13 protein-coding genes are annotated in these 12,758 nt (G+C 63.5%); 6 read left to right on the forward strand and 7 right to left on the reverse strand.

Annotation, left to right across the window (positions count from 1 at the left end):
- From WBF82_RS03825 to WBF82_RS03840, 4 genes are all read right to left on the reverse strand, one after another.
- The gene (locus tag WBF82_RS03825) at window positions 1–1,203 is read right to left on the reverse strand and encodes an amidohydrolase family protein (RefSeq protein WP_424381781.1); all 1,203 of its coding nucleotides are present in this window, start codon (window positions 1,201–1,203) and stop codon (window positions 1–3) included.
- Window positions 1,184–2,038 carry an enoyl-CoA hydratase gene (locus WBF82_RS03830; RefSeq protein ID WP_424381769.1) on the reverse strand — a complete coding sequence of 285 codons (855 nt, stop codon included), beginning with the start codon at window positions 2,036–2,038 and terminating at the stop codon, window positions 1,184–1,186. Before WBF82_RS03830 ends, WBF82_RS03825 begins: the two co-directional genes overlap by 20 nt.
- 64 nt (window positions 2,039–2,102) lie before the next feature.
- A complete protein-coding gene (locus tag WBF82_RS03835; protein ID WP_424381770.1) occupies window positions 2,103–3,110 on the reverse strand; it encodes a dihydrodipicolinate synthase family protein in 1,008 nt (335 codons plus the stop codon).
- 29 nt (window positions 3,111–3,139) lie between these two features.
- On the reverse strand, window positions 3,140–3,937 hold the full coding sequence (locus WBF82_RS03840) for an SDR family NAD(P)-dependent oxidoreductase (RefSeq protein ID WP_424381771.1): 798 nt from the start codon (window positions 3,935–3,937) through the stop codon (window positions 3,140–3,142).
- A 177-nt stretch (window positions 3,938–4,114) separates the two neighbouring features.
- Here WBF82_RS03840 and WBF82_RS03845 point away from each other — a divergent pair, with 177 nt between their 5' ends.
- Window positions 4,115–4,921 carry a TetR/AcrR family transcriptional regulator gene (locus tag WBF82_RS03845; RefSeq protein WP_424381772.1) on the forward strand — a complete coding sequence of 269 codons (807 nt, stop codon included), beginning with the start codon at window positions 4,115–4,117 and terminating at the stop codon, window positions 4,919–4,921.
- A gap of 5 nt (window positions 4,922–4,926) precedes the next feature.
- On the opposite strand, the gene WBF82_RS03850 is transcribed toward WBF82_RS03845, so the two are convergent.
- Genes WBF82_RS03850 through WBF82_RS03860 form a run of 3 tightly spaced genes read right to left on the reverse strand, consistent with a single transcriptional unit; the run spans window position 4,927 to window position 7,323 of the window.
- The gene (locus WBF82_RS03850; RefSeq protein ID WP_424381773.1) at window positions 4,927–5,805 is read right to left on the reverse strand and encodes an enoyl-CoA hydratase/isomerase family protein; all 879 of its coding nucleotides are present in this window, start codon (window positions 5,803–5,805) and stop codon (window positions 4,927–4,929) included.
- Window positions 5,802–6,629, reverse strand: a complete 828-nt coding sequence (locus WBF82_RS03855; RefSeq protein WP_424381774.1) for a FadR/GntR family transcriptional regulator — start codon at window positions 6,627–6,629, stop codon at window positions 5,802–5,804. Before WBF82_RS03855 ends, WBF82_RS03850 begins: the two co-directional genes overlap by 4 nt.
- A gap of 1 nt (window position 6,630) precedes the next feature.
- Window positions 6,631–7,323 carry a hypothetical protein gene (locus WBF82_RS03860; protein ID WP_424381775.1) on the reverse strand — a complete coding sequence of 231 codons (693 nt, stop codon included), beginning with the start codon at window positions 7,321–7,323 and terminating at the stop codon, window positions 6,631–6,633.
- A 121-nt stretch (window positions 7,324–7,444) separates the two neighbouring features.
- On the opposite strand from WBF82_RS03860, the gene WBF82_RS03865 reads away from it, so the two are divergent.
- From WBF82_RS03865 to WBF82_RS03885, 5 genes are all read left to right on the forward strand, one after another.
- A complete protein-coding gene (locus WBF82_RS03865) occupies window positions 7,445–8,266 on the forward strand; it encodes an enoyl-CoA hydratase/isomerase family protein (RefSeq protein WP_424381782.1) in 822 nt (273 codons plus the stop codon).
- A gap of 21 nt (window positions 8,267–8,287) precedes the next feature.
- Window positions 8,288–9,109 (forward strand): enoyl-CoA hydratase/isomerase family protein, encoded by an 822-nt coding sequence (locus tag WBF82_RS03870; RefSeq protein ID WP_424381776.1) that lies wholly within the window; start codon window positions 8,288–8,290, stop codon window positions 9,107–9,109.
- Window positions 9,106–9,888: an enoyl-CoA hydratase/isomerase family protein gene (locus WBF82_RS03875; protein ID WP_424381777.1), complete on the forward strand. Its 783-nt coding sequence runs from the start codon at window positions 9,106–9,108 to the stop codon at window positions 9,886–9,888. The genes WBF82_RS03870 and WBF82_RS03875 overlap by 4 nt, the downstream gene beginning before the upstream one ends.
- The gene (locus WBF82_RS03880) at window positions 9,885–11,381 is read left to right on the forward strand and encodes a class I adenylate-forming enzyme family protein (protein ID WP_424381778.1); all 1,497 of its coding nucleotides are present in this window, start codon (window positions 9,885–9,887) and stop codon (window positions 11,379–11,381) included. Before WBF82_RS03875 ends, WBF82_RS03880 begins: the two co-directional genes overlap by 4 nt.
- Window positions 11,371–12,758, forward strand: a 1,388-nt coding sequence (locus WBF82_RS03885; RefSeq protein WP_424381779.1) for a class I adenylate-forming enzyme family protein, incomplete at its 3' end; no start/stop codon positions are given. The genes WBF82_RS03880 and WBF82_RS03885, both read left to right, overlap by 11 nt.

The following is a 12,758-nucleotide window of genomic DNA, read 5'->3' on the forward strand; positions in this document are numbered from 1 at the left end:
CTATACCGCCGAGCCGACCTTGACGTCCAGCAAATCCAACGCGTTGTCGCGCATGACCTTTCGGATGTCGGCAGCACTGAAGCCGACCAATTCCTCGGTGAACGACACAGGATCCTCCAAGCCTTCGCCGTGTGGCCAGTCCGACCCGAACAGAATCTTGTCGACACCGATGACCGACGCCAACTCGGGCAAGTCGTCCTCGTAGTAGGGCGCAATCCAGACGTTGTTGCGCAGCTGCTCCACCGGATCCACGGGGAACAGGTTCGGGTGGTTGTTGGCCGCCTTCTTCAGGCGCTTGACCAGCCGGTAGACGAAGTACGAACCGTTCTCGATACTGACGGCTTTCAACTGCGGGTGCCGGGTGAACACCCCGTGGGCGATCATTGAAGCCATCGTGTCGTGAATCGCGCGGTCGTCAACAAGTATCTGGTCCAACGGATTCGAGCCACCGAACGCCTCGAATGTCGACTTGCCGCCCCACATTCCGGCGATCTGCAGGTAGCCGCTGTCACTCAAGTGAAAGCCGACCGGAACCCCGGCCTCCGCCAGCCTGGCCCATACCGGATCGTGCAGGGGGTCGCCCAATGATCGCGGTTTGACCACACCGGGCACCGGGGCGGGCCGCACCAGTATCAGCTTCGCGCCGCGTCCCAACACGAATTCGAGTTCTTCGACGGCCTTTTCGGGATCGGCCAGCGAAATGACCGGCGCCGCGATGATGCGGTGGTCGGGCCGGTCGAAGCCCCAGTCCTCGTCCAGCCACAAGTTGAACGCATGCAGCGACGCCATCGTCGCCTCGACATCATGCTTGAGTGCTTCCTCGACGCCGCACGCGAACGTCGGCAACATGAACACCGTTTCGATGCCCTGGGTGTCCATCACTGCGATGCGTGCGTCGCGGTTCTGGTATTCGGGGTGTTCCTCGAGCCGCTCGACCTTCATCAGCGACGCCGGGTCGACGCCTTCCGGGATCTCGCCGCGGAACAGCAGATCGAGGCATCCCGGCACGATGATCGGGTCGAACGTCGGATTGGGGATGAAACGGTTGACCCGGTCCCCGATGATCGCCTGGGTGTGCTTGCCGTCGCTGAAGATCTGCACGCCGCGTCGGCGAAACTTCTTGTCCAGATGCCGGGTGAAGGCATCCAGCGGTTCGTAGTAGTGATTGTCGACGTCGATCGCCTTATAGCCCAAGTTCCCCATCATCGTCCTTTCCCGCGCTTAGCCCTGGAAAGCTCGGCGCTCGCTTGTCGAGAAAACTGGTGATCCCTTCAATGACATCGGGACGTTGCAGCGACTCGTGCAGCAAGGCTTCGGCTTGTGAACTCGCTTGCACTACCTCGCGCATGGCATCACCGTAGGTCTGACGCTTGATGATCGCCATGGATGCCGGCGAGCAGTTTTGGGCGATGTCTTCGGCGTAGTCCATGGCTCGCTTCATCAGCTGCTCGGGCGGTACCGCCTCTTTGACCAGTCCCAGCTCTGCCGCTTCGTCGGCAAGAAAAGTCCGGCCGCTCAACAACAGATCGAGCGCGACGCCCCAGCCCGTTAGGCGCGGAAGTATCCAGGAGACACCGTATTCCGCGATCAGCCCACGCCGCGCGAAGGATGCCGCGAACTTGGCCCCGGCGGCGGCGAACCGCACGTCGCACATCAGCGCCTGGGTCAGACCGATACCGACGCACGATCCGTTGATCGCCGCGATCACCGGCTTGCCCAGTGTCGTCAGGTGGTACGGCTGGCGATCCCCGACGAGGCTGGCCAGCTTGCCCTGGTCGGTTTTCTGGATCGATTGCGTGACACTTCCCATTGAGCCCAGCTGAGCGCCGGCGCAGAACGCCTTACCGCGACCGGTCAACACGATCACCCGAACAGCCGGGTCCCCTTCGGCACGGTCCAGTCCTGCGTAGAACGCGGTGGCGATGTCACCGCCCCAGGTGTTGAGGCGATCCGGCCGGTTCAACGTCAGGACGGCGACACCGCTGGCCGTGACCTCATAGATCACTGCCTCGTCTTGGGTGGGTTCAGCGACGCTCAACTAGTCCTCCTGTCGCGCTGCTTATGCCCATACTGTATACCTATCGGTACAGCATTCCACAATGCTAAGCGGGCACTAGCCCCAGGCGCTGGTAGGCCCTTTCGATCTGGGCTTTGGCCTCCGCCGGCAACTCTGCTTGCGGCGGCCGGGAGTGCGGATAGGAACCGATCGGCAGGCCGAGCAGCGAGGCGGCGTACTTGAACGCGCCACCCCAGTGCGTGAAGTAGTCGGCCCGACCGGGATAGCAGGTGAACCAGGATCCGAGGTCGAGGTCGAATTGGTCGAGACCTGATTCGCGGCCGTAGTCCATCGCCTCGACGAGCTTGTCGTTACACACCAGGTCCCAATATTCGGAAAGCAACGGCCGCTGCGGCGTCTCGAACAAGTACCCCGCGGTGCCCAGCTGGGCCGGGCAGACGATCCCGTCGCGCAGCCACCCGGCGCGGTACACGGTTTTCTCGCACTCCCAGATCACCAGGCCGGGCGCCAATTCATGCAACATCCGGCTGTTCGCCGGGCGGAAGGCACCCTCCTTAGTTGCGCAGACGGCGGGGACCTCGTCGTAGATGCGTGCGCCTTCGGCCGCCGTCAACACGTATCCCGAGGAAGGTGAATTGAACATCCCCAGGGCAATATCGGTGCGCTGACCGATGTATTTGAAGAACCGCAACACGCCTTCGCCGCCGTGCGCCTCCATCATCGGGGTCTGGATGTAGGCGATGTCGGCGCCGGCGTGTTGGGCGTGCAGCGTCAGCTCCAGGCAGTCCTTGGCCGACATCGCGGCGGTGCACGCCTGCACCACGATGTCCGGGTTGGCGGCTCGACCTTCCTCGATCGCCAACTCCAGTAAGCGCTTTCGCTCGTCGAGCGTCAATGACCAGAACTCCGCAAGACCGCTAGTGCACCACAACAGCGGGTGCCCGAGATCACTGACGCAGTAACGGATCAGCGTCCGGTAGGCGTCCCAGTCGATGTCGTCACCGTCGGTGCCGCAGAACGGGGTGTACAGGGAATCGCCGATCCCCCGCAAAGCGCTGCGCGCCCAACCGCGTGCCTCGCGTGCCGTGGCCATCACCGACTCCTTTCTTTAGTCATCGACTGTCAGGTGAAGTCCGAACCGCCGTCGACATTGATGTTCGCTCCGGTCATGTAGGAATTGCGGCGCGACGCCAAAAACGCTACTACCGAACCCATTTCGTCGGGTAGACCGGCTCGCGGCATGTGTGCCGGATGCCCGAAGTGCTTGGCGATAGCGTCCATCAGCTGGTACGGATCGTTGCCGTCGACGCCGACCGAGGCAGCCCAACCGACCAGCGACTCGGATGCGATGCTGCCCGGCGACACGACGTTGACCAGGATCTCGTCTTTGGCCAGCAACAGCGACAAGTTTTTGGAGACGCTTGTCAGCGCCGCTTTGGCCGCGGTGTACGCGGGCAGCATCACGCTTTGGCGCTGTGTGGAGTGCGCCGAGAAGTTGACAATCCGCGCCCAGTCCGCGCCGCGAAGTAGCGGTAGAGCCGCACGCACGCAGCGGACCATACCCATCACGCCGTCGTCGAAAGCCTTACCCCACTGCTCGTCGGTCAGATCTTCGAAGCTCCCCACCGAGCCCGGCCCGACCGCATTGATGAGCACATTGAGTTCGCTGTTCCACCGGCCGCCGAGCTCAGCGAACACACCGTTGATTTGATCGACGTCGCCGATATCGGCCATCAGCCCGAGCGCATCCGGGCTGCCACGATTAGTCAGGTCTTCGGTCGCGCGGTCGAGGTCAGCCCGGGACCGGGCAATGATCGCGACGCGAGCGCCATCGTCGGCCAGGCAACGCGCGGCGGCCAGACCCATGCCGCGGCCACCGCCGACGACGACTGCGGTGGCGTTTGTCAGCCCTAAATCCATGGCAAATGCCCGGTTTTCCTTCGCTTGCCGCCGTGCGTATCAAAAACCCTACGATAGGTATTACAGTAGCAGACGGGGATCGTGACACAGCTGCGTAACCGCAGATCACCGGGCGGCGACCGGTAGATTCGATCCCACGGCCGCGAGGCCGGAACGGGATGCGCAACGTTGATCTTGATGGAGGTGCCGGCAGTGGCCAAGCAAGCAACCGCCGAGAAGCGTCAGCGACGCGAACGCGGATCCATCAACCCTGATGACATCATCAGCGGCGCGTTCGAGCTCGCAGAGGAAGTGTCGATCGACAACCTGAGCATGCCATTGCTGGGCAAGCATCTCGGCGTGGGAGTCACCAGCATTTACTGGTACTTCCGCAAGAAGGACGATCTGCTCAACGCGATGACCGACCGCGCCTTGCGCAAGTACGTGTTCGCCACCCCGTACGTCGAAGCCACCGACTGGCGCGAGACCCTGCGCAATCACGCTCGCTCGATGCGAAAAACGTTCATGGGCAACCCGATACTGTGCGATCTGATTTTAATCAGGTCGGCGCTGAGCCCCCGAGCCGCCAAGCTGGGCGTCCAGGAGATCGAAAAAGCGATCGCTGGCCTGGTCGAGGCGGGGCTGTCGCCCGAAGAAGCCTTCGACACCTATTCCGCGGTATCGGTTCACGTGCGGGGTTCGGTTGTGCTGCACCGGCTTCAGGAGAAGAACCAGGCGACGGAGAACGGCGCACGCACAATCGAGGGCGCGATGGTCATCGACCCCGAAACCGCGCCCCTGCTGGCGCAAATGACGGCGAAGGGTCACCACATCGGCGCCGCCGACGACAACAACTTCGACTACGGCCTAGACTGCATCCTCGACCACGCCAGCCGGTTGATCGACGAGAGGTCGAAGTCGACTGCCCGGCAACCCAAGTCGACGTCGCCGCGGCCGCGCAAGTCGACCCCTTCTCGCGGACGTACTAAAACGTCGCGATCGTAAAAGCCTTACGGGGCCTCGGGCTCCGGCACGTTGAAGTACTCATCGCGCAGCCGGAACGCTTCTTTGGTGCCATGCTCCGCGCGAGTCTTGACGAAGTTGAACTCACCCGGCGCGAATTGCAGATTGGTCCCGTACGCGTGAAATAGATAACTGGCCACTTCTCCACCCTGGTAAGCCTGGCTCTGCTCGACGAGCCGAAAGGCCTCTTTGGCAATCACGACGCCATCGGCCGGCATCTTCGCGGCCTTGTCCGCCCAGTACCGGGCCCGAGCGGGTACCAGGCCGGAATCGCATGTATCAGTGAAGATTCCCAGGTGCTCGACATCACCAGCCTCGATGATGTCACCGGTCAGCAAAAGGCGGCGCGCCAGCACCGGCCCCAACCGATGGAAGAACATGTGCAGGCTGCCCAGCGCAGGCCCGAGAAAGCGGGTAGCCGGCATGCCGATCTTTGTGTCACGGGCGATCACCGAGATGTCCGTCATCAACGCCATCTCGAACCCGCCGCCAAGCGCGTAGCCGCTGATTTCTCCGACAGTGACCTTGGGAAAGCCCATCAGGTTGTGGTAGAAGCCAAATGACCTACGGTCCACGGTCAATCGGCGGCGTTGACTGGGCCGGCGTTGAGTATCTTGCCCGCCGTACCAGCCGTAGGCATTATTCATGTCCGCCCCGGTGCTGAACACCCCGTCCGCCCCGCGCAGCAGCACCACCGTCAGATCGTCGTCCTCGGCCACCCGGTCCAGATATCGGGCGATCGCGTCACGCATGCTGGCGTCGTAGGAGTTGCGTTGCTTGGGATTGTTGAAAGTGATGGTGGCGATTCTTCTTTCAGGATCGACCTCGAACAGAACGCGGTCGTCTGAAGCATCCGAGACTGTCATGCGCCGGACTCCTTCCGAGGTTGGCCGTTAGAGGCGGAGGCCACGTCCAGTCGCGGACCGATATCTGACATCCGTTTCGCCTCAATCGTTTCGTCGCTGCCAAAGGTAAGCGTCTTGTGCCGAGCCACGGCCAGGTGCTCTCGCGCCAGCCGGATCGCCCTGGCCGAATTGCCGTCACTGATAGCGTCGAGCAGACGCTGATGGTCACGCAGCGCGGCGCGCTTGGTCCTGCCTACCATCGGCGTCGGCTCGCCGTCGTCGGACCAGACCGAAGACTCGTGCGCAGACCAGATCAGCTCCAGGGAGCCGATCAGCAAGATCATCGGCTCGTTGCCGCAACGGGAGACCAGGGTTTCGTGAAACCGGCGGGCATTGGGCACGTACTGTGACTCATCGTCGAATTGCGCGGTCTGGATGTCGATTTCGTTCTGCAGATAGGCCACTACTTCGGTAATCCGGTCTTCACGCGCGGCGCACATCCCCGCGCAGATCGGCTCGAGATACATCAGTGCTTCACTGACGTCGACCGGCTTTGCGGACCTCGCCTGCAGAACCATGCTGATCATGTGCGCGGTCCGCTCGGCCGTCGGATGATGGACGACCGCTCCACCGACATTGCCACGCCGCACCGAGATCAGCCCATCAGTCTCCAGGATGTGGATTGCCTCCCGCAACGCCGGTGGGCTCACTCCGAATTCGCCGAACAAGCTTTCCTGCGACGGCAGAACATCGCCCTCTTTCAGCCGGCCGGACAGGATGTCATCGCGCAACTTCGAGGCGACGATTTCCGCGACGCGGGGCTGACGAAAGCGCTGCGTAGCCACGTCAGGTCTTCTCGGCTCGCCGCTTGCCGAATCGGAACCCAGTCAACGTGTCCGGCGCCTGCGCCAGTGTGTTGACCTCACCGATGCACAGCACCTCGTCGTCGAGAAGCAACCGGGCCGTCGACGTGATGCCTCGCTCGACCTCGGACCGGGCAATATCGAAACGCAGGTCGGTCAGCACCGGCGTCGGCCGACGGAAGGTCACCTGTAGTGATCGAGTCTTGCCGGACAGTCCGGTCAGGCAATTCTGGTGCTGGATCACGCAGTCGAAGAACACCGCGAGAAAACCGCCGTGGACCAAGCCCGGTGGGCCCTCGTAAACCAACGGAAATGTGACCTGGCCGGATGCGGTGTCGGCGTCGAGGTGGCCGAAGCGGTACTCCGGAAAGCACGGGTTGAACGCACCGATGTCCGTGGCGTGATCGAGGTAGACGCGCCGGCTGCCGTCATCGTCGGCGCCGATCCGCGGCGTGCTGTCCGGCTGGACCGCCGTGCCCAGCTCCCGTTCCCACTCGCCGATCTGCGCAACGATCGCGTCCACCGTCGGGTGGGCATGTTCCAACGACAGCAGCAGCGAGCTGAGCTTGCGTATCGCGCCGGCCGCTGCGACGGTCTGGGCAAGTGGCGCTTCGCCGAACCGGGCACTGTCCGGGTTCGGCCGCGCGGGAACGGCCCCTGGTTGGCGTTCGCCCATAAGCCTTCTTCCTGATGCAGCTGTTCCGTCGCCGGGCTTTCCTTGCTAAGTTATACAGTGCAGCAATTGTATAGCCTACTGTAGGGGTAACCGTATAGGCGTGGGAAGGGCGGATTTGGCGGTGAGTCAGGACCTGGACTCCACGACGGCCGACGGCTCGCTCACCACGAGCCGAGACGGCGCGGTACTGCACATCACGCTGGACCGCCCGTCACAGCGCAACGCGTTGAGCCAGAGCATGATCGAGACGTTCGTGGCCGCGATGACCGATGCAGCGACCGACGACACCCTGCGAGCCATCCACATCCGCGGCGCCGGTGATGACTTCTGCGCGGGCGCTGATTGGGTCGCCACCAACAGCGGCGCCGACCCACGCCCGCGAACCGGTGACCTCGTTCGCCGCATTCCCCACACCGCTCATCGCGTGATCGAACTGGTGCACAGCATCCATCTGCCGGTCGTCTGCAGCGTACGGGGATTCGCCGTCGGCCTCGGGTGCAATCTGGCACTGGTTGCCGACTTCACCGTGGCTGCCACCGACGCGGTGTTCTGGGAGCCGTTTGCGGCCCGCGGATTCAGCCCGGATTCGGGTGCCAGCTGGCTACTCCCCCGTCTCATCGGGCTGACCCGCGCGAAGCAGATGCTGTTGCTCGGCGACAAAGTCAGCGCGACAGACGCCGCGGACTGGGGTTTGATCCATCGAGCCGTCCGCCCAGCAGAGCTCGACGACAGCTGCGCGCAACTACTGGCACGATTGGCCGCCGGACCCACGGTGGCGCTCGGCCTGGCCAAGCAAGCTATCCATTACGGTCAGCACGCGACGCTGGCGCAGTCCATGACGCAAGAGCTTTTCGACCTCGAACTGTCTTGTCGGACCAAGGATTTCAAAGAGGGCCTGGCAGCATTCCGAGAACGACGCCCACCACAGTTCGATGGCCGATGAACACAACAACGAGGGACGCTGATGTCTGATAGCTCTGCACGGTCATACGACACGATCAAGTACGAGGTCGATGAGCACAAAGCCACCATCACCCTAAACCGCCCCGACGCCCTCAACGCGCTGAGCCCGCATATGATCACCGAGCTGCGCAGCGCTTACCATGAGGCCGAAAACGATGACGCCGTATGGATTCTCATCGTTACCGGTACCGGACGGGCATTCTGCACGGGCGCAGACGTCAAGGCGATCCCCGGCGACGGCAAGGTGATCAACGAAGCACCATATTTGTCCACCTACGAACAGTGGGAGGCGCCGCAGGAGGGCACTCCGCCGTTCCGGACAATGGCCAAGCCGGTGCTCGCCGCGATCAACGGAATCTGCTGCGGGGCCGGACTGGATTGGGTGACCACCGGGGATATTGTCATCGCGTCCGACAAGGCAACGTTCTTCGACCCGCACGTCAGCATCGGCCTGGTGGCCGCGCGTGAGGTGGTCCGGGTGGCCCGGGTGCTGCCGCGCTCGATTGCGCTGCGGATGGCGTTGATGGGCAAACATGAGCGGATGGGCGCCCAGCGCGCGTACGAGCTCGGCCTGATCAGCGAGATCGTCGAACACGACCAACTGCTGGAACGTGCCCACGAGATCGCCGACATCGTCAACTCCAATGCGCCGCTTGCCGTCCGGGGTACCCGGCTGGCCATCGTCAAGGGTCTCGACCTACCGCTGCACGAGGCCGAGGTGCTCGCCGAAGCGTTCCGCGAACGCAACCTGCACACCGAGGATTCCCTCGAAGGTCCCAAGGCATTCGTCGAAAAACGACCACCGGAGTGGCAGTGCCGATGAGCTTTGAGACCATCCAGCTCGATGTGGACAGCGCCGACCAGATTGCCACCATCACGTTGAACCGGCCCGACCAGCTCAACGCGTTCAACCGGACGATGTGCGACGAGATGGCCCGGGCCTGGCGAATCGTCAAGTCCGACGATTCGGTCAACGCCGTGGTGCTGAGGGCCGCCGGCAGTCGAGCGTTCAGCGCCGGACTCGACATCAAGACGCCCTATGGTCAGCCCGAAAACATCTGGAATCACGAGGATCCCGGCGAAGCGCTCAGCCCGAAGTGGCAGAAGATGTGGAAGCCGGTGGTCTGCGCGGTCCAAGGTCTGTGCACCGCGGGCGGGTTCTACTTCATCAATGAGTCCGACGTGGTCATCTGCTCAACGGACGCGACATTTTTCGACTCGCACGTGTCGGCAGGGCTGGTCTGCGCGCTGGAGCCGATCGGCTTGATGCGCCGGGTCGGCCTGGGCGAAACATTGCGGATCGCACTGATGGGTAACGACGAACGGGTCAGCGCCGATACTGCCCTTCGAATCGGACTGGTCTCCGAAGTCGTCGCCGGCGAACACCTGTGGAGCCGGGCACACGAGATCGCCGCCACGATCGCGGCCAAACCGCCGTCGGCAACGCAAGGCACCGTGAAGGCGATCTGGGAATCACTGGACAAGCCCTACCGAGCGGCGCTGGATCAGGGGCTGATTTACACCCGGCTGGGCAATCCGATCGGCACCGCCGAGCTGGCAGCACGCGAGACAGGGCCCAGGCCCGACCCGAGGGTCCGGTGATGAACCATCCACTCAGCCAGCGCATCGTCGACGTGCTGAGTTTGGCACCCGACGCACCGGCTCTGGAGTATGAGGGCCAATGGCTTTCGTGGGGCGCGCTTGGCAGCATGGCTGACCGGATCGGTTCGCTCGTCGGTCATGGCGCGCAGCAACCGCAGGTCGGAGTCCTGCTGCGTAATCGGCCTATACAGGTGGCCGCGCTGCTCGGCGTACTGCAGTGTGGAGCTACCGTCGTGGCGATCAATCCGGCTCGCGGTGATGAGCGCACGAAAGTGGATGTCGACCAGCTAGGACTGCCGTTGATCGTCGGCGATCCCGACGACCTTGCGACAGTGGGCGATCCGCCCGACACCACGATGGTGTCAATATCGGATTTGGCTGCCGAGCCGAAAGTGATTGCGGTGGGCGCGGCCCGCACCCCACGCGATGCGCGACCGGGTGTCGCGGTGCGGATGTTGACCAGCGGGACGACCGGGCCGCCAAAGCGGGTTGACCTGACCTACGACATGCTGGCGCACAGCGTGATGGGCCCGGAGGATGACCGGCCACCGACGCCCACGCAGCTGCGACGCGGTGTCGCAATCGTCAACTCGCCCGTGGTGCATATCGGCGGCGTTTTCCGGATACTGCAATGTATCGCCGAGGCGCGGCCCTTCGTTTTGCTGGAGCGGTTCGAGCTCAACCGTTGGGCCGAGGCAGTGCGTACGCACCGACCACGCGCGGTGTCGCTGGTGCCGGCTGCGTTGCGGATGGTGTTGCATTCCGACCTGCGTCGCGAGGACCTGGCGAGTATCCGCGCCGTCACTTCCGGTACCGCGCCCCTGTCGGCTGACGATGCCGACGCGTTCACCGAAAAATACGGAATCCCCGTCCTGACTTCCTATGCGGCAACCGAATTCGGCGGCGGAGTCGCCGGCTGGACGTTGCCCGACCATCAGAAGTATTGGCGAATCAAACGCGGCAGCGTGGGCCGCGCCAACCCCGGAGCCCAACTGCGGGTGGTCGGCGACGACGACGCGCCGCTCGAACCCGACCAAGTCGGGCTGCTCGAGGTCAAGCCGGGGCAGCTCGGACCCTCGACTAATTGGATGCGCACCACCGACATGGCACGTATCGACGCCGACGGCTTCCTGTGGATCGTCGGCCGAGCCGATCAGGCCATCATCCGCGGCGGCTTCAAGGTGATGCCCGACGACGTCCGCTCCGCGCTGGAGAGTCATCCCGCGGTCGCAGGTGCTGCGGTGGTGGGGCTGGGCGATGCCCGCCTCGGTGAGACGCCCGCCGCCATGGTGGAATTGCGAGAACCGGCGTCTGTCGATGCGGCCGCACTCACCGACTATCTGCGTACGCGGTTGGCGCGCTACGAAATCCCCACCGACATCGCGATCGTCGCTGAACTTCCGAGAACACCGTCCGGCAAGCCCGATCTGACCGCAATTCGAAGCTTCTTCAGCGATCCTGTTTCCGCGGCACAGCGCGACCATGCCGAGTGAATCGCCTACAGTCGGCGAAGTCCTGCGAGACCAAGCCCGCAGCAGAGGTGATCATCCACTGTTGGTGTGCGACGCGGACCGCATAAGTTACGCCGAAGCCGACCGTCGCTCTGCGCAACTTGCTCGTGGGCTCATCGCCGTCGGCGCAGGCAAAGGCAGCCACGTCGGATTGCTCTACCCCAACGGCGTTGCGTTTGTCATCGGCATGCTGGCGGCGGCGCGCATCGGCGCCGTCGTCGTCCCGTTGTCCACCTTCGCGACCACGCCAGAGCTGCACGAGCAACTGATCGACAGCGACACCGAAATCCTTCTTGCCGCGAAGTCGTACCGCTCACACGACTACGTGCAGCTACTGACCGAGGTTCTGTCCGGCTCGGACCTCGACGCAGGCGAGCGGCTACTCGACACCGTCGCACCGCAATTGCGCCACGCGGTCTTCGATGTGGCGCGCCTTGATCCTCTGGCCGAGACTGTCGACGCGGCACTTTTGACGGCCATGGAAGACGATGTCGACGGCTCGGACCCGATGACGATTGTTTACACGTCGGGCACCACAAGCACCCCCAAGGGAGTGGTACACACCCACGCCGCGCTACTCAACCACCAGAAAAATCTCAACGAGATCCGCGCCCTGACCGCTGCCGACAAGCTGTTCTGCAACTCGCCGTTCTTCTGGATCGGGGGATTCGGATTTGCGTTACTTGCCACGCTGCTGGCCGGATCAACGCTGGTGTGCTCCAACGCCGAAGACGGCGGCCAAACACTCGACCTGCTCGAGGCCGAAAGACCAACCCTCACTAACGGTTTCGCTTCCGGGATCGCGCACCTGACGCGGCACCCAAGTTTTGGTGGCCGCGATCTGTCGTCGATGCGACGCGGCAACCTGTATCCGATCATGGCGCCCGAGATGCGACCGGCCGATCCGGAGTTGCGGCACAACATGCTCGGCTTGACCGAAGCCGGCAGCGTGGTCTTGATCAGCGGCGACGACAGCGACCAACCGGAACGTCGACGCGGATCGTTCGGTAAGCCCGCACCAGGCCTAGAAACCAAGGTCGTCGATCCCGAAACCGGAACATTGGTTGAAGACGGCGCGCTCGGAGAACTCTGCATCCGCGGGCCCTGCCTCATGCAGCGGTACTACAAACGCAGTCGAGAAGAATGCTTCGACACCGACGGCTGGTTCCACACCGGCGACCTGGTTGCCACCGACTGCGACGGGTTCTTCTACTACATCCGCCGACAGGGCGCGATGATCAAGACCGCGGGAGCGAACGTGTCGCCCACCGAGGTGGAGCAGGCGATCGCCAAGGTCACCGGCGGCGTCGTCGCACACGTGGTCGGCATCCCGGACGCCGAGCGCGGGCAAATCGTCGC

Source organism: Mycobacterium sp. (genome assembly GCF_049673265.1).
Classification (GTDB): domain Bacteria; phylum Actinomycetota; class Actinomycetes; order Mycobacteriales; family Mycobacteriaceae; genus Mycobacterium.

Bases quoted from the DNA above. Each gene is read 5' to 3' on its own strand.
- WBF82_RS03825 (WP_424381781.1), bottom strand. From the start codon at position 1,203: ATGGGGAACTTGGGCTATAAGGCGATCGACGTCGACAATCACTACTAC.
- WBF82_RS03835 (WP_424381770.1), bottom strand. From the start codon at position 3,110: ATGGCCACGGCACGCGAGGCACGCGGTTGGGCGCGCAGCGCTTTGCGG.
- WBF82_RS03840 (WP_424381771.1), bottom strand. From the start codon at position 3,937: ATGGATTTAGGGCTGACAAACGCCACCGCAGTCGTCGTCGGCGGTGGC.
- WBF82_RS03845 (WP_424381772.1), top strand. From the start codon at position 4,115: ATGGAGGTGCCGGCAGTGGCCAAGCAAGCAACCGCCGAGAAGCGTCAG.
- WBF82_RS03850 (WP_424381773.1), bottom strand. From the start codon at position 5,805: ATGACAGTCTCGGATGCTTCAGACGACCGCGTTCTGTTCGAGGTCGAT.
- WBF82_RS03860 (WP_424381775.1), bottom strand. From the start codon at position 7,323: ATGGGCGAACGCCAACCAGGGGCCGTTCCCGCGCGGCCGAACCCGGAC.
- WBF82_RS03870 (WP_424381776.1), top strand. From the start codon at position 8,288: ATGTCTGATAGCTCTGCACGGTCATACGACACGATCAAGTACGAGGTC.
- WBF82_RS03875 (WP_424381777.1), top strand. From the start codon at position 9,106: ATGAGCTTTGAGACCATCCAGCTCGATGTGGACAGCGCCGACCAGATT.